Origin of the sequence: Streptomyces xylophagus (assembly GCF_000716435.1) — a bacterium.
GTDB classification, from domain to species: Bacteria; Actinomycetota; Actinomycetes; order Streptomycetales; family Streptomycetaceae; genus Streptomyces; species Streptomyces xylophagus.
Genome location: NZ_JNWO01000001.1, coordinates 456,754 through 472,030 on the forward strand (window position 1 = coordinate 456,754; position 15,277 = coordinate 472,030).

Annotated in this window: 15 protein-coding genes; 7 read left to right on the plus strand and 8 right to left on the minus strand. The window is 70.5% G+C overall.

The window, feature by feature from the left end:
- Positions 1-18: 18 nt before the first annotated feature.
- From OO70_RS02045 to OO70_RS02065, 5 genes are all read right to left on the minus strand, one after another.
- The gene (locus OO70_RS02045) at positions 19-2,166 is read right to left on the minus strand and encodes a bifunctional serine/threonine-protein kinase/ABC transporter substrate-binding protein (protein ID WP_043662861.1); all 2,148 of its coding nucleotides are present in this window, start codon (positions 2,164-2,166) and stop codon (positions 19-21) included.
- Positions 2,166-3,005 (minus strand): hypothetical protein, encoded by an 840-nt coding sequence (locus tag OO70_RS02050; protein ID WP_158711394.1) that lies wholly within the window; start codon positions 3,003-3,005, stop codon positions 2,166-2,168. Before OO70_RS02050 ends, OO70_RS02045 begins: the two co-directional genes overlap by 1 nt.
- Before the next feature lie 191 nt (positions 3,006-3,196).
- Positions 3,197-4,063 carry an RNA polymerase sigma-70 factor gene (locus OO70_RS02055; protein ID WP_043662865.1) on the minus strand — a complete coding sequence of 289 codons (867 nt, stop codon included), beginning with the start codon at positions 4,061-4,063 and terminating at the stop codon, positions 3,197-3,199.
- On the minus strand, positions 4,060-4,638 hold the full coding sequence (locus tag OO70_RS02060; RefSeq protein WP_043662866.1) for a carboxymuconolactone decarboxylase family protein: 579 nt from the start codon (positions 4,636-4,638) through the stop codon (positions 4,060-4,062). Before OO70_RS02060 ends, OO70_RS02055 begins: the two co-directional genes overlap by 4 nt.
- Positions 4,639-4,726: 88 nt before the next feature.
- Positions 4,727-5,209, minus strand: a complete 483-nt coding sequence (locus tag OO70_RS02065) for a GNAT family N-acetyltransferase (protein WP_043662868.1) — start codon at positions 5,207-5,209, stop codon at positions 4,727-4,729.
- Positions 5,210-5,277: 68 nt separating this feature from the next.
- Between OO70_RS02065 and ligD the strand changes: the two genes are divergently transcribed.
- Both ligD and OO70_RS02075 read left to right on the plus strand, forming a co-directional pair.
- On the plus strand, positions 5,278-6,228 hold the full coding sequence (gene ligD / locus OO70_RS02070) for a non-homologous end-joining DNA ligase (protein ID WP_043662870.1): 951 nt from the start codon (positions 5,278-5,280) through the stop codon (positions 6,226-6,228).
- 29 nt (positions 6,229-6,257) lie between these two features.
- Positions 6,258-7,283 (plus strand): Ppx/GppA phosphatase family protein, encoded by a 1,026-nt coding sequence (locus OO70_RS02075; RefSeq protein WP_043662873.1) that lies wholly within the window; start codon positions 6,258-6,260, stop codon positions 7,281-7,283.
- Between the two features lie 177 nt (positions 7,284-7,460).
- On the opposite strand, the gene OO70_RS54390 is transcribed toward OO70_RS02075, so the two are convergent.
- A complete protein-coding gene (locus OO70_RS54390; RefSeq protein WP_043662875.1) occupies positions 7,461-8,468 on the minus strand; it encodes a LysR family transcriptional regulator in 1,008 nt (335 codons plus the stop codon).
- Between the two features lie 103 nt (positions 8,469-8,571).
- Between OO70_RS54390 and OO70_RS02085 the strand changes: the two genes are divergently transcribed.
- The 5 genes from OO70_RS02085 (at position 8,572) to OO70_RS02105 (ending at position 12,693) form a co-directional block, all read left to right on the plus strand.
- A complete protein-coding gene (locus tag OO70_RS02085) occupies positions 8,572-9,291 on the plus strand; it encodes an amino acid ABC transporter ATP-binding protein (RefSeq protein WP_407702736.1) in 720 nt (239 codons plus the stop codon).
- A 115-nt stretch (positions 9,292-9,406) separates the two neighbouring features.
- The gene (locus tag OO70_RS02090) at positions 9,407-10,363 is read left to right on the plus strand and encodes a glutamate ABC transporter substrate-binding protein (protein ID WP_043662877.1); all 957 of its coding nucleotides are present in this window, start codon (positions 9,407-9,409) and stop codon (positions 10,361-10,363) included.
- A gap of 8 nt (positions 10,364-10,371) precedes the next feature.
- Positions 10,372-11,019: an amino acid ABC transporter permease gene (locus OO70_RS02095; protein ID WP_043662879.1), complete on the plus strand. Its 648-nt coding sequence runs from the start codon at positions 10,372-10,374 to the stop codon at positions 11,017-11,019.
- Positions 11,016-11,834, plus strand: a complete 819-nt coding sequence (locus OO70_RS02100) for an amino acid ABC transporter permease (RefSeq protein ID WP_043662881.1) — start codon at positions 11,016-11,018, stop codon at positions 11,832-11,834. The genes OO70_RS02095 and OO70_RS02100 overlap by 4 nt, the downstream gene beginning before the upstream one ends.
- A 52-nt stretch (positions 11,835-11,886) precedes the next feature.
- Positions 11,887-12,693, plus strand: coding sequence for a class II glutamine amidotransferase (locus tag OO70_RS02105; protein WP_043662882.1), 807 nt, complete (start codon positions 11,887-11,889; stop codon positions 12,691-12,693).
- A gap of 186 nt (positions 12,694-12,879) precedes the next feature.
- Here OO70_RS02105 and OO70_RS02110 read toward each other — a convergent pair whose 3' ends face one another.
- Both OO70_RS02110 and OO70_RS02115 read right to left on the minus strand, forming a co-directional pair.
- Complete coding sequence (locus tag OO70_RS02110; RefSeq protein WP_051740480.1) at positions 12,880-13,860, minus strand: sugar phosphate isomerase/epimerase family protein; 981 nt, start codon at positions 13,858-13,860, stop codon at positions 12,880-12,882.
- Between the two features lie 120 nt (positions 13,861-13,980).
- Entirely contained in the window at positions 13,981-15,168 is a 1,188-nt protein-coding gene (locus OO70_RS02115) for a Gfo/Idh/MocA family protein (RefSeq protein WP_199827226.1), read from the minus strand.
- Between the last annotated feature and the right edge of the window lie 109 nt (positions 15,169-15,277).

Sequence of the window (15,277 nt, forward strand, 5' to 3'; positions counted from 1 at the left end):
CGATGCTCCCGTCGCCGGTCAGGCGGCGGACACTCCCACCGGGCCGGTGTAGGCGAAGCGGCCGTCCTTGACCTGGTAGTGCTGGACCTGAGCGGTGACGAGCTGGTGGTCGGCGTCGAACGCGTACGTGGTGACCAGCCCCTTGTACTTGGCCTTGGCGAGCGCGTCGGCGACCTGGGTGCGGCTGGGGCGCCGCTTGCCGGTGCCGGCGAGTGCGGTGAGCCGGTCGGCCAGCAGGCGGGTGACGTCGTACGCCTCGGCCGCCCAGTCGCCCGGCGCATCGCCGTATCGATTGCGGTAAGCGGTGGCGAACGGTCGTACGGCCGCTGCGCCCGGGTCGATGTACGGCGCCAGGACCTGCCAGCCCTCGCTCGCCGGGCCCGCCGCCTCGATGAACGCGGGCGTGGCCGACAGAATGTCGAGGAAACGCGGTCCGGTGAAGTCCCGTGTGGCCAGGGCGCGGGCCAGCGGGGCGGCACGTTCGGCGGTGCCGGTGTAGTAGACGCTGTCGATGCCGTGGGCGAGCATGTCGGCGACGACGGTCGACACATCGGGTGCCAGGGCGGGCACGACACGGGCGTACAGGGCCACGCCGCCCGCGCGGGTCGCGCTGTGGACGACGTTGACGGACTCCATGCCGGTGATCCCGCCCGCCCGGTCGACCAGCAGCCCCGGGCGGCGGGAGCCCTGTGCCGTGGTCGCGGTGACGGTGGCGAACGCGGAGTACGCGGCCAGCGGAGCGGCCCGGAAGTATCGTCGGGGCTTGGTCAGGAGGGCCGACTGGACGGCGGAGACCGAGAGTTCGGACACGGTGACCAAGGGCAGCCCGGCGCTCTCGTACACCTCCACGGCGCTCTGCGCCGAGGCGTAACCGGTGGGGCCGAGCACGGCGAACACGTCGCGGTCGCCGGTCAGTTGACGGGCCACGGCCTGGGCCCGGGCCGGGTCGCCCCGGTCGTCCATCACCTTCAGGGTGAGCGGGAACGGCTTGTCCTCGTTCGCGTTGAACTGCTCCACGGCCAGCCGCGCGGCCCGCTCCTGTGCGGTTCCCGCCGCCTTCAGCGGGCCGCTCAAGTCGGCCTGGACACCGATGATCCAGGCACGGTCGGCGGCCGAACTCGCCGGTGTCTTCTGGTCGTTGCTCCGCAGCACCGCCCACAGCGCAGCACCGCCACCGGCCGCGAGCAGCGCCGTACCGCCCGCGAGGGCCAGCACCCGACGACGGCCCGGCCCCGGGGCATCGGGCTCGCCGGAGACCTCGGTCGGCTCGATACCGGGCAGCGCCAGCATCTGCGCCGACCGGTCGGCGACCATCCGGACCACCGGGTCCGGCAGCCAGCCGATGGAACCGGCTGGAGCGTCCTCCACCAACTCCGCGTCCACCTCGGCGACTTGGGGCCGATCCTCGGGCTCCTTGGCGAGGCAGCGCTCCAATAGGTCCCGCAGCTCGACGTCCTCGACCCCGTCCAGATCCGGCGTGTCGTGCACGGTCCGGTACAGCAACGCGTCCGCCGTACCGCTGCCGAACGGCAACCGCCCGGTCGCCGTGTACGCCAGCACACAGCCCAGCGAGAACACATCGCTCGCCGGACCCACCGGCAACGCCCGCGCCTGTTCCGGAGAGAGGAACCCGGGCGTCCCCACCACCATGGTATCCGAGGTCAACTCCGTCTCCTCGGCCGCCGTTGGCCGGGCGATACCGAAGTCGATCAGCCGGGGTCCGTCCAATGCGAGGAGCACGTTGCCCGGTTTGACATCCCGGTGCACAAGTCCCGCTCGGTGTACGGCATCCAGCGCCCGCGCCAACACCTTGCCCAGCACCCGCACCACCCGCGCAGGCAACGGCCCGCACTCCGCCAGGGCCTCGGCCAGCGACGGCCCCGGCACGAACGCGGTCGCGAGCCACGGCGCCGTGCCCTCCGTGTCCGCGCCCAGCACCGGCACCACCCACGGGCTGTCCACCCCGCGCGCGGAGTCCGCCTCGCGTCTGAACCGCGCCCGGAACTCCGCCTGTTCGGCGAACTCGGGCTGGATCACCTTCACCGCGGCGAGTTCCCCGGCCTCACCACGCGCCAGGTAGACGACGCCCATACCGCCCGCGCCCAGACGGCCCAACAGCCGGTATCCGCCGAGCCGGGACGGATCCGAGGGAAGCAGCCGCTCCATCACGACCCACCACCCTTCGTGCCCGACGCCGACCCGCCGGAGCGTCCGATCTCCTGCTCCACCCGCAGCAGCATCCTCGGAAGCACCTCCGCCACAAGGGAGTTGAGCTCCTGCTCGGTACGCCCCCGCCCTCCGCACACGGACGTGCCGGCCACCACCGAGCCCAGCACGGCCTGTTGCCACCAGTACGGATACGGGCCCCCGCGCGTGTCGCTGACGCACTGTCCGGTCTCCAGGAGCAGATCGTCGCCGCTGGTGTTGCCGCCCTCGCCGCGAGCGAACGACAACGACTGCAGCCCCGTGAGGCGTTCACCCGGGCGTTGGGTCTGCTCGGTGCAGTCGAGGTCCTCCTCCAGCATCCGTGCCTGCTCCCACGACGCGTCCAGCGCCGTGCGGTGCACGGTGACCGTGGCCGACAGCCGCACGGCGCCCTTCCCGCCGGCCGCGGGCACCTCGAAGTGCCGGGTCAGGGTGGCCAGCGCGTCCTCGGGCAACGGCTCCAGCCGCCACAGACAGTCGTCACCCAGCACCGCCCACTGCCCGGGATCACTCTCGTACGGCGTCGCCCGCACCACCCCAGTCCCGAACAATTCCGGTCCAGAGATGACCTGTTGGACGAGTCCCTGAGCCTGTGTCGTCGTCTTCGGCTCCTTGCCGGGGTCCGTCTCGGGGGTCGCGGACGCGGCCGGCTGCGCGTCGGTGGTGGCGGTACCGCTCCGGGTCGCCCCGGACGGGGTGGGAGCCGACGCGGAACCTCCGTCGCCGCCCGTGCACCCCAACACCAGCGCCCCGCAGACCGCCACCACCTCGCTGACACGCAGTGCTCCGGCATACGCCACGACGTCGCCCCCTCTACGGCCTGCCGCGTGGCCGACCCCATGCCAGTACCGATGCGCTCGGTCACGGGGACGGTTCCCCGCCCTCCGCTTCTGTTTCCGGCTTCGCACAGGATGCGTACAGTCGAGACGATCGTAGTGTTCGGCTTCCTCAACTCACCTTGTGGAGAGGGAAGTTCGGAGCATCGACGGACTCACCTGACAAGTTCCGTCGGCTCGTCCAACTGCGTCAGCTTCCGCGGATAGCGCACCACGTGGATGCGGGTGACCCGGCCGTCCTCCACCACGAAGCTGATCGCGGACGGTTCGCCGTCGATCTCGATCCGGCCCGCGGACTCGCCGTTGAGCCACACGGGCGTGGTGTCGAACGCGGCCACCAACCGGTGCGCGCGGGCGAGGATCGGCGCCACCAGGTCGACCCCGTGGATCGGCGCGAGCGCGGCGGCGACGACACCTCCGCCGTCGGTCACCAGGACCACGTCCGGCGCCATCACCTCCATCAACTCCTGCAACTGCCCGGTGCGCAGGGCGCTCAGGAACCGTTCCACCACGGCCTGCTGCTCCGACCGGCTCACCCGCACCCGCGGGCGCCGGGCCGCCACATGCTCCCGCGCCCGCCGCGCGACCTGCCGCACCGTCGCCGCGGGCTTCCCGACGACCTCGGCGATCTCGCCGTACGGCATCTCGAAGACCTCGCGGAGCACGAACACCGCCCGCTCGGTGGGCCCGAGCGTCTCCAGCACGGTCAGCATCGCGAGCGAGACGCTCTCCGCCAGCTCGACGTCCTCGGCGACATCCGGACTGGTCAGCAACGGTTCCGGCAGCCACTCGCCCACGTACTCCTCACGGCGGCGGGACAACGTGCGCAGCCGGTTGAGCGCCTGCCGGGTGACGATCCGGATGAGGTACGACCGCGGGTCCCGCACCAGTGACCGGTCCACGTCGGCCCACCGCAGCCAGGACTCCTGCACCACGTCCTCCGCGTCGGCGGCCGACCCGAGCATCTCGTAGGCGACCGTGAACAGCAGGCTGCGGTGGGCGACGAAGGGGTCCTGGGTCATACGGTCGACGCTACGTCGGAGTCCGCCGGGCGTGCGGCCAGGGGCACCGCGCAGGAATCGGAGTAGCCCTGTGAGGTGATCCCGTGCGCGGTGTTGCACCTGGCCGCCATGTTGGCGAAGCCGATGAACACGGTGAGTTCGACCAGCGCGGCCGGGCCGAGCCGGTCGAGCAGGCTCTTCGACAACGCGTCGGTGACGGTCGGCGGCGTGTTCGTCATGGCCTCGGCGTACTCGAGCACGTCCCGCTCCAGCGGCGTGAACACCTCCGCCTGCCGCCAGCGCGGCACCTGGCTCGCCTTCGACAGGTCCAGGTTCTGGTTCAGCGCGAGGAAGTAGTTGATGTCGAGGCACCAACTGCACCCGACCTGCGCCGCGACAGCCATGTGCGCGAACGTCTTCAGACTCGCGTCGACCGCGTCCCACGTGCTCACCCTCGCCGTGAACTCCTGGTTGGCCGCGGCGAGTTCGGGATTGTTCCACAGCACCTCGACGGGCTCGGGCACGACCCCGAGCTGCTTCATCATGTTCTCGCGGAGCTCGGCGGGAAGCTCGGCCTTCGGAACGCGAAGTGTCACGGTGTTCTCCTCAAGACGTGCGCCTGTTGCGCGGGTTCGACATGAAGACACCGGCGGGTTTACGGATGTGACACCTCCGCGCGGACGACTACAGCGGAATCTCCAGGGTCACCGACTTCTCCGCGAAGCCGTTGCGCTCATAGAAGCGGCGAGCCCCGGCGTTGCTCGAGTACGCCGTCACCTCAGCCAGCTCCGCTCCCTTTTCCCTCGCCCAGACCGTGAACTCGCGGATCAGCCGCTCACCGATCCGCTCACCCCGATAGGCGGGTAGCACATACATGCCCACCAGGGTCGCGACTCCGACCGGCCTCATCGCGGACGCCCCGGCCACCGCACCGGTGAGATGGCCGACGACCTCGCCGTCCCGATCGGCGACGAGCAGCAGCCGGTCGGGATCATCGATACCGGCCGCGAAACGTCGTGGTCCGTGCTCACGCGGCCAGTCGATGTCGATGCTCGGATCACGGGTCCCCGCGTCCTCGGCGAACAGAGCACGACTGCACGCCACAAGACCGTCCACATCCGCATGTTCCGCTGTGCGGACAACCACCTCACGTCGTTGATCACTCATGGGGCGCGACCCTATCCGCCGCCACTGACACCGCGGTTGGTCGTCCCGCGTAGGGGTACTCGGGCGCCATGGTGATCGTGCGGGCGGGCCGTCGTAGCCTCGACATCCATCGGCCCGACAAGGTGCTGTTCCCCAAGAGTGCGGACGTGGACGGCAAGGAGTACACGAAGGGCGACCTCGTCGCGTACTACCGGTCCGTCGCCCCCTTCATGCTCCCGCATCTGCGCGGGCGCCCGTTGATGCTGGAGCGGCACCCGGACGGGATCGACGGCCCCCGGTTCATGCAGAAGAACGTGCCGGCGCACTATCCGGACTGGATCAAACGCGTCGAGGTGGCCAAGGAGGGCGGCACGGTCACCCACCTCGTCTGCGACGACACCGCGACGCTCGTCTTCCTCGCCGACCAGGGCTGCGTCACCCCGCACCGCTGGCTGTCCCGGGTCGGTCGGCTGCACCGGCCCGACCGGCTGGTCTTCGACCTCGACCCGGCGACGGGCGACGACTTCGCCGTCGTACGCGAAGCCGCCCTGCTCCTGGGTGAGTTGCTGGACGAACTACGGTTGCCGTCCGGGTTGATGACCACCGGCTCGCGCGGTCTGCATCTGGTCGTGCCTCTCGACGGACGCCAGGACTTCGACGAGGTACGCGCGTTCGCCAAGGACGTCGCCGACCACCTCGCGGCGGCACACCCCGACCGGCTCACCACGGCCGCGCGAAAGAAGGACCGCGGCGAGCGCCTCTACCTCGACGTGCAGCGCAACGGCTACGCGCAGACCGCCGTGGCCCCCTTCTCCGTCCGCGCGAAGCCCGGGGCCCCGGTCGCCGTCCCCATCAGCCGGGACCAGCTCGACGACCCGGACCTCGACGCCCGCCGCTGGACCATCGCCGACGCCGTCGAACAGGCCCGCACCAACCCCTGGTCCGGACTGCTGAGCCGCGGACGCGCACTCGGCCCGGCCGGGCGGCGACTTGACGCCCTGCGAGGACGAGCGGAATCGAAGATCGTTCAGGACGACTGACGGCTCCGACTCTGGGTACTCACCGGCTCATGCGAATGAGCGTGGTGGACGTCGGGTCGAACACGGTTCGGCTCGTGGTGGCGGACGTGGAGGACGGCGTGCCGTTGCCCGTGCACACCGCCAAGTGGAAGTTGCGGCTCTCCGAGCGCGTCGGACCCCACGGAGAGATCCCTGAGGAATCCCTACGCCATCTCGTGCGGGCGGTATCGGCCGCCGCGGACACCGCCCGGCAGTGGGGCGCGGCAGGACCACTCGCCTTCGCGACGGCCGTCGTACGCGGCGCGCCGAACCGGCTCGACGTACTCCGCGCGGTGCGCGCGGAGACCGGCGTACGGCTGTGCACGCTGCCGGGAGAGGTCGAGGGCGAGCTGACCTTCCTCGGCGCCCGGCGCTGGATGGGCTGGCGCGCGGGCCCGCTCGCCCTGTTCGACATCGGCGGCGGCTCCTTCGAGGTCGCGTTCGGCCGCGGCCGGCTCCCCGACTTCGTGGCCTCACTGCCGCTCGGCGCGGGCCGGCTGACGCACGAGTTCTTCTACGGCCAGGACCCACCGCCCGAGCAGACGGTCAAGGCACTTCGTCGCGAGGTACGGCACCAGCTGCGGGACGTGGCCGCACGCATCCGCTGGGAAGGGCCACGGACCACCGTCGTGACGTCACGCACCTTCCAGCAGCTGGCCCGACTCTGCGGCGCCGCCCCCGGCCGTCAAGGCCCCTTCATGGAAAGGCAGTTGAAGCGAGCGCAGCTCCGTGCGGGCCTGGACCGACTGGCCACCCTGGCGACGTCCGAGCGGGCCCTGCTGCCGGGCGTCTCCGCACCGCGGGCGGCGCAGAGCCTGGCCGGAGCGGTGGTCGGGCACACGGTCATGAAGCTCACGGGCATCAAGACCGTCACCGTCTGCCCCTGGGGCATCCGCGAAGGAGTGCTGTTGCGGTACATCGAGGACGGCGGGTCGTGGTGGACGGAAATGACACGGTGCAGTGACGACGCGGATCAGGCGAAGGCGGTCGCCTTACGGATCGCGCCCATGCCGAGGCCGACGAGGGCCGACGGGTAGAGACAGGTCCGGCGACCTGGAGCTCCTTGTCGGCGGGGTGACTTCGACGCAGCAGCGCGGCCGTCCGCAGCGCGTGATCGTGCAGATCGACCGGATCACCGTGGGTGTCTCGGTGAACCTGGCGCCGCGTCGGGGGAATCACGGGGTCGAGGGACCGGGCCGCTGGGCTGCTCCCGGTCACGGCGGCACGGGTGTGTCGTTCGTCGGCCGGGCAGTGTCGCGGAGTGCGTGAAGGAGGGCGGCGGCCGCGGGGATGCGGAGGGTGTCCGGCCAGAGCAGGGCGAAGACACGGCGGACCGGCCAGTCGGCGAGGGGGCGGGCGACGACCCGGGGGTCGAAGTGTGCCGTCACCCCGAGTTCGTTCATGACCGCGAGGCCGATGCGGTTGGCGACCAGGCTGTGCAGGGTCAGCTGGTCGTCGGCGGTGGCGGCGACCAGGGGAGCGAACCCGGCGTCGCGGCACGCGGCCAGGAAGCGGGTACGGCCGGACTCCAGCACCCAGCGTTCGTCCGCGAGGTCGGCCAACGACACGGTGGGCGAGGCGGCAGCAGGGTGGTCGGCCGGCAGCAGGACGCAGCGGCGGTCGGTCAGCAGCGGGACGCGGCGCAGGCGCGGATCCACGGTCACCGACGGGTCGCCCGTGCTGTCAGGCGGGCCGCCTGTGCTGTCGGACCGGTCCGTCTCCCTCTCCCCGCCCGTTTCCCTGCCCGTCTCCCTCTCCTTCTCCCTGAAGTCCAGGTCGCACATCACCGCGAGCTCGACCTCGCCCTCCAGCAACAGACCGTGCGACACCCGGCACTCGGCCTGGGTGACCGTGACCTCAAGCTCCGGGCGGGTCCGGCGGAGGGCGCCGAGGGCGCGGGGGACCAGACTGACGCAGCTGCTCTGCATCGCGGACAGTCGGATCCGGCCGGCCTCGGGGGCGGTCAGCGCGGCCAGTTCGTCCTCGGCGGTGCGCAGCGCGGCCAGCACCGTTCCCGCGTGGCGGGCCAACGCGCGGCCCTCCGGGGTGAGTTGGACGCCTCGCCCGCGACGGGTGACCAAGGGGGCGCCGACCGACCGCTCCAGCATCCGCATCTGATAGCTGATCGCGGGCTGCGTGTAGCCGAGGGCGTCGGCCGCGGCCGTGTAGGTGCCTGTGCGGGCGACCTCGGCCAGGACCTGCAACTGTCGGGGGTCGTACATCCGGCAAGCATAAAGAGCCTTTATTAATTCCGGATGACATTCGAATTGGACGCCCGCGAGCGACGCCGACGATGCTGATCGCGTGCCAGAGGTTCTCGTACGTATAGAAAAAGTGAACAAGCACTTCGGGGAAAACCATGTGCTGCGCGACATCGACCTCGACATCCACACCGGCGAGGTCGTCGTCCTGCTCGGCGCGTCCGGTTCCGGGAAGTCGACGCTGTGCCGGTGCGTCAACCGGCTGGAGACCGTCGACTCCGGACTGATCAGCCTGGCGGGCGTTCCCCTGCCCGACGAGGGAGGCGAACTCGCGCGGCTGCGGGCCCGGGTGGGGATGGTCTTCCAGTCGTTCAACCTCTTCGGGCATCTCAGCGTGCTCGACAACATCACCCTCGCCCCGACCCGCGTGCGCGGTCTCTCCCGTCACGAGGCCGCCGAGCGGGCCCGGCAGCTCCTCGACCGGGTCGGACTCGCCGACAAGGCGGACGCCCGGCCCGTGCAGTTGTCCGGCGGGCAGCAGCAACGGGTCGCCATCGCAAGGGCGTTGGCGATGGACCCGCAGGTGCTGCTCTTCGACGAACCGACCTCGGCACTGGACCCGGAAACGGTCGGCGAGGTGCTCGACGTCATGGCCGGACTGGCGGCCGACGGGATGACCATGCTCGTCGTCACCCATGAAATGGGGTTCGCGCGACGAGTCGCCGACCGGGTGGTCTTCCTCGACGAGGGCCGCGTCCGCGAGACCGCCACCCCCGACGAATTCTTCGACGCGCCCCGCACCGAACGGGCCCGTGAATTCCTGTCGAAGGTCCTCAGCCACTGAAGCCATCGAAGCCATCGAATCCACTGAGTTCGGCAACCGCCTCACCTCGTATTCGCTGCACGTCGTATTCGCCGCCCCCCCCGTATTCGCGCAATGACGAAAGGGATTCCGCCCGATGAGACTGTCCCGGCCCCGCCGTGCCCTCGGTGCCGCCTCCGCCACGGCCGCGCTCGCCCTGACCCTCACCGCCTGCGGCGGGTCCACGGCCTTGCCGTCCGCCTCCGGTTCGTCCGGTTCCGCCGCCGCGGACGCCTCGAAGACCTACGACGAGATCCTCGCCGCCGCCCCGGTCGCGTCCGCCGGTCAGATCCCGGCCGGCAGCCTCATGGCGAAGATCAAGAAGCGCGGGGCGCTCGTCGTCGGCGGTACCGACACCGCCGCGCTCTTTTCGCTCAAGGACCCTGTCACCGGCAAACTCACCGGATTCGACGCGGGGTTGGCCGCGATGCTCGCGAAGTACATCACCGGGAAGACCGCCATCAAGCTGGTCCAGGTCAGCGTGGCCACCCGTGAGCAACTGCTGCGCAACGGCACCGTCGACACGGTGTTCGCCACGTACTCGATCACTCCGGAGCGGGCCAAGAAGGTGGACTTCGCCGGGCCCTACTACTCCTCCGGCGACGCGATCCTCGTCAAGAAGGGCAACACCGACATCACGTCGGTGGACGACCTCAACGGCAAATCCGTGTGCACGCAGAGCGGTTCGACGGCGGCCAACGACATCAAGGACTTCGCCCCGAAGGCGAAGGTGATGCTCTTCGACGGCAACAGCCAGTGCGTGCAGGCCGTCAAGCAGGGCCGGGTCGACGCCTACGTGATCGACCAGGCGATCCTCGTCGGCACGCAGTACCGCGACCCGTCGGTCAAGGTGGTCGGACAGCCCTTCACGACCGACCCCTACGGCATCGGGACGCCGAAGGCCGACCCGGAGATGAAGAAGTTCGTCGACGCCTGGCTGAAGAAGATCGAGGCCAGTGGCGCGTGGGCGAAGCTGTGGAAGGCGACGCTGGGTACCGCCGTGACCGGTACCGCGCCGAAGCCGCCGGTGATCGGCTCGGTCGAGGGCAGCTGACCGACCCCATGTTCACCCATGTCGACGCCATCGCCGGGCAGTTGGGGCGAGGGCTGCTGCTGACGCTCGCCATGACCGCGCTCGCCTTCACGGGCGCGGTCGCGGTCGGCCTCGTGGTCGCCGTACTGCGGATCTGCCCGGTGGCACCACTGCGGGCGTTCGGCGCCGGGTACGTCACCGTCTTCCGCAACATCCCGCTCCTCGTCCTGCTCGTGCTCTTCGTGTTCGGACTGCCCGATCTCGGGCTGCTGTACCCGCTGTTCGCCACCGTGAGCACCGCGATGGCCCTGTACTGGGCCGCGTTCGTGTGCGAGGTCGTACGCTCCGGGGTACGTGCCGTGCCACGCGGCCAGGCCGAGGCCGCCCGGGCGCTCGGGCTCGGCTTCGGGCAGTGTCTGCGCCATGTGATCCTGCCGCAGGCGGTGCGCCCGATGGTGCAGCCGCTGGGCAGCATCTTCATCGGCTGCGCCCTGAGCACCTCACTGGCGGCGGCGGTCGGAGTCGCCGAACTCACCGGCCAGGCCGAGTTCCTGACACTCCGTTACGACCAGCCGCTGACCAGCTTCGCCCTCACCACCGTCGTCTACGTCGCCCTCACCCTCACGTCCGGCCTCGTCGCCGGGCGCGTCGAACGGAAGGTGGCGGTGGTCCGATGAAGCCGGTCACGAAAACGCGACGCGACGACATCCATCTCCTCTTCGATCCGCCCGGACCGCGAGCCCGGCGTCGCATCAGGCTCGCGACGGCCGTCTCCCTCGCCGTGTTCGCGGCGCTACTCGCCTTCGCCGTACGGCAGTTCGCCGCGCACGGACAGTTCGACGCCGACCAGTGGCGGATGTTCGGCGAGTGGCCCATCATCCGCTTCCTGCTGTCCGGGCTGGGTCAGACCCTGCTGGTCACCGCGGTCGCCGCCGCGCTCGCCTTCCCGCTGGGCGGGGTTGTGGCGCTCGGCCGGCTGGCGCGCAACCGGCCGACGCGCGCGCTCGCCCGGACGTACGTAGAGCTGTTCCGGTCCGTTCCGCTGCTGCTTCTGCTGTACGTGTTCCTGTTCGGGCTGCCCGGCGTCGGTCTGACGTTCCCCGTCTTCTGGCAGCTGGTGATCCCCATCGTGCTGGGCAACGCGGCCGTCGTCGCGGAGATCTTCCGGGCCGGGGTGCTGAGCCTGCCGCGCGGACAGACGGAGGCCGCGTACAGCCTCGGCATGACACACCGTCAGACCATGTCGTGCGTGATCGTCCCGCAGGCGCTGCGGGCGGTAAGTCCGGCCCTGGTCAGCCAGTTGGTCCGGCTGCTCAAGGACTCGACGCTGGGTTATGTGGTCAGCTACCTCGAACTGCTCCACCAGGCAAAGGTGTTGGGCGAGTACTACCACGCCGTACTGTCCACCTACCTTGTCGCGGCGGCCTGCTTCATCGCCGTCAACGCCGCGCTGTCCGGGGCCGCTTCGTGGCTGGAAGCCCGTCGCGCCTGACACCGGCGTGCGAGAAGAACCGTAAGCAACGCAAGAGAAGGAGCGAACCGGCATGTGCCGCCTGCTCGGCGTGGTCACCCGCGCCCCCCTGCCGCTCGACACCGCACTGGACGGTCTGGTCGGGCCGTTCACCGAGCTGAGCCTTGAGCACCGTGACGGCTGGGGCATCGCCGCCGGGCAGGGGAACGGGAGCGGCCCCTTGGTCGTCAAGGGGCTCGAGCCGGCCGCCGCGGCCGAGTCCTGGGGACGGGCCCTCGCCGACGGGGCCACCGACGCCGCGCTGCTGCACCTGCGGCTGGCGAGCCCGGGGCTGCCGGTCGTCCCCGGCAACACCCACCCGTTCGCGGTCGGCACCGTGGCCTTCGCGCACAACGGGTACTTCACGCCGTACGACGCACTCGACGAACTGATCGCGCCGGAACTGCTGGCCGGGGCGGCCGGGAGCACCGACTCCGAGCGGTACTTCCTGCGCGTGTTGACCCTGCTGCGGGAGACGGGTCCCGCCGACGCACTCGCCCGGGCCGCGGCGGACGTCCGGGAGCGGGCCGCCGCCTACGCCAGCCTCAACTGCCTGCTGCTCACCGAGGACGCCCTGTACGCGTACGCCGACGAGGACCCGGAGTCCGAGGTGAGCAGGCGGCGCGGCCCCGACTTCTTCCGGCTGCGCTATCGCGTCGACGAGGACCGGGTGGTCGTAGCCTCCAGCGGCATCCCCCAACCCGACGACCGCTGGACGGTGCTGCCGTACCGCGAGGTCCTGGAGATACGCCGGACCAGCCTGCGTGTCACGACCACGCGGGCGGCCCCTCACAGCGGTCCGGCACCCTTGACTACGCTGACACATGTCAACCGTCGCTGACGGCCAGCGGCTCGGGACCTGGGCTACGTCCCGCACGGGACCGCCCGTGCGCTGCGCGAAGGGTCGTCGCGCATCGTCGTGCTCAACGTGGCACCACGCCCAGACCGGCGTCACGTACGACCCGGCCACCGACCGCAGCGCCGACTGGAACTACAGCACCGACCTGAACTCGCCCACCGGGAACGGCTACTCGCGCGGGTGCGGCTCGATCACCATGTGCCGGAAGGGCAGCTGATCCACGGCTGCCTGCTCACCGATGAGGGGTCGCAGTGTCCGGTGGGCGATGCGCAGGCCCTGCTTCACCTTGTCCTCGGTGCCGGACCAGACGGGGTCCTCGTGTTCCACGGAGACGGTGCCGGTGTAGCCGAGTTCGTGGAAGCGGTCGACGACGCGGCGCCAGTCCACCTCGCCCAGGCCGGGTACCCGGTAGCGCCACCAGCCCATCTCCCAGGGGTTGTCGCCCTTGTGCACGGTCCCGAAGAAGCCGAAACGGTCGCGCTTTCCGGGGAAGAGTTCCACGTCCTTGGCCTGGGTGTGGACGATCCGGTCGATGTACGGCTCGATCGTCGTGAGGGGGTCGACGCCGATCCAAGTGAGGTGCGAGGGATCCCAGTTGAGGTAGAAACCGAGCCCGAACATCCACTCCCACAGCTCGGGGGAGTAGGCGAGGTTGCCCGGATAGCCGTCGGGATGCCAGCCCTCCATCACACAGTTCTCGATCACGATCTTGACGCCGCGATCCGCCGCGTAGGCGACCAGCTCGGGCAGGATCTTCTCGCCCTCGCGCAGGTTCTCCACGACGGAGAGCCCCGGGTCGCGTCCGATGAACGTGCCGACCGACTCCACGCCCAGCCGTGCCGCCACGTCGATCACATGTCGGAGATGGGTTCTGATCGCCTCACGGGTCGCGGGGTCGGGGTGCAGGTTGTTCTCGTAGTAGGCGAGGGAGCTGATCTCCAGCCCGGTGCGGCGCAGCAGTTCGCGGGTCGCGTCCTCGTCGGCCTCCGAGAAGGTCGCCACAGGGAGATGGGAGGCCTCGAAGTCGCGGCCACCGGTGTTCGGCCACACCGCGACTTCGAGGGTCTGGTAGCCCTCGGCCGCCGCCCAGTCGGCGATCTTGTCGAGCGACAGGGAGGGGAGGCAGGCGGTCAGGAATCCGAGCTTCATGGCGCGGCTCCTTCGGTGGGAGGGACGGGGGTCAGCGGGGAGAGGGGCACATCGGCCGGCCGGCGGGGGAGCGTGGCCCACGTGCGCCGGTCAGCGGGCGACGAGAGCCGAACGCCCAGGTCAGCCACGGACGTTGGTCCACGCGCGCCGGTCCGCCGAGGCAAGAACCGCGTCCACGAGGTGCGCGGACCGTAGACCATCGAGCACCGTGGGCAGGCCCTCCGGTGCCTCGCCGCGCAGGGCCGCGTAGGTGTCCTTGACGAAGTTCTCGAAACACTCCAGATAGCCCTGCGCGTGCCCGGCGGGTACGAGCGAGAGGCGGGCCGCCTCACGGGCGTTGGACGTCGGATCGCGGACCAGGGTCTCGCTTCGGTTTCCGTAGCCGAGCCACAGGGACTCGGGCAGTTCCTGGTCGAAGACGGCGCTGGCGTCCGCGCCGTCGAGTTCGAACCACAGCCGGTTCTTCCGGCCGGCCGAGACCTGCGAGACGGTCGCGGACACCAGGACCCCGTCCGTCGTCCGGCCGAGCACCCCGACCGCGTCCTCCGTGGTGACCGGGACCCGTACCGAGCCGGCGAACGGCGCACCGGAGAAGGTGGGGCCCCCGGCGTCGAGCCGTTCGGCCACCGTCGTGGCGGTCTCGGCCAGCACCTCGGCGATCCTGACGCCGGCCACCCACTCCACCAGATCGAACCAGTGCGAGCCGATGTCAGCGAAGGCTCTCGACGGGCCGCCGGCCACCGGGTCCACCCGCCAACTGGTGCTCTCCGGCGGGAGCAGCCAGTCCTGGAGATACGAACCGTGCAGCAGTTGCCAGGGGCCGAAGTCGCCGGCCGCGACCCGGGCCCGCAGCTCGCGGACCATGGGGTGGTAGCGGTAGACGAACGGCACGGTGGCGATCAGGCCCGAGGCCGCGGCGGTGTCGGCGAGCGACCGGGCGTCGGCCGCCGACGTGGCGATCGGCTTCTCGCAGATGACGTGCTTGCCCGCGAGCAGCGCGGCACGGGCCTGGGCGACGTGGAGGTGGTTGGGCGTGCAGATGTGGACCACGTCGACGCGGTCGTCGCTCAGGACGGCGTCCATGTCGGGATAGCCGACGTCGAGCTGCCAGTCGTGTGCGACCGCCCGGCTCCGCTCGGGTGAGGAGGCCAGGACGCCGACCACGTCGGCGCCGGCCGCGCGTGCGCTGCGGACGTGGACGCCCGCGATCATGCCCGCGCCGAGGACGGCGACCCGTGGGCGTGGGATGCGGGGGTGTCGTACAGGGGTTTCGGTGACGCGTGTGGTGTGCCCAGTCGGGGCAGCCATGCAAGATCCTTTCGGCATGTGCCGTACGGGAGCTCGCTGTTCCGGTCTCATCCGCGACCAACAGTAAGAGGCATACTTCTGCCAGGAAAGCCCTTTGAATATTGTCGTT

Coding starts and splice junctions, on each gene's coding strand:
- OO70_RS02045 (WP_043662861.1), bottom strand. CDS start 2,166: ATGGAGCGGCTGCTTCCCTCGGATCCGTCCCGGCTCGGCGGATACCGG.
- OO70_RS02055 (WP_043662865.1), bottom strand. CDS start 4,063: ATGACCCAGGACCCCTTCGTCGCCCACCGCAGCCTGCTGTTCACGGTC.
- OO70_RS02065 (WP_043662868.1), bottom strand. CDS start 5,209: ATGAGTGATCAACGACGTGAGGTGGTTGTCCGCACAGCGGAACATGCG.
- ligD (WP_043662870.1), top strand. CDS start 5,278: ATGGTGATCGTGCGGGCGGGCCGTCGTAGCCTCGACATCCATCGGCCC.
- OO70_RS02075 (WP_043662873.1), top strand. CDS start 6,258: ATGCGAATGAGCGTGGTGGACGTCGGGTCGAACACGGTTCGGCTCGTG.
- OO70_RS54390 (WP_043662875.1), bottom strand. CDS start 8,468: ATGTACGACCCCCGACAGTTGCAGGTCCTGGCCGAGGTCGCCCGCACA.
- OO70_RS02090 (WP_043662877.1), top strand. CDS start 9,407: ATGAGACTGTCCCGGCCCCGCCGTGCCCTCGGTGCCGCCTCCGCCACG.
- OO70_RS02095 (WP_043662879.1), top strand. CDS start 10,372: ATGTTCACCCATGTCGACGCCATCGCCGGGCAGTTGGGGCGAGGGCTG.
- OO70_RS02100 (WP_043662881.1), top strand. CDS start 11,016: ATGAAGCCGGTCACGAAAACGCGACGCGACGACATCCATCTCCTCTTC.
- OO70_RS02105 (WP_043662882.1), top strand. CDS start 11,887: ATGTGCCGCCTGCTCGGCGTGGTCACCCGCGCCCCCCTGCCGCTCGAC.
- OO70_RS02110 (WP_051740480.1), bottom strand. CDS start 13,860: ATGAAGCTCGGATTCCTGACCGCCTGCCTCCCCTCCCTGTCGCTCGAC.
- OO70_RS02115 (WP_199827226.1), bottom strand. CDS start 15,168: ATGGCTGCCCCGACTGGGCACACCACACGCGTCACCGAAACCCCTGTA.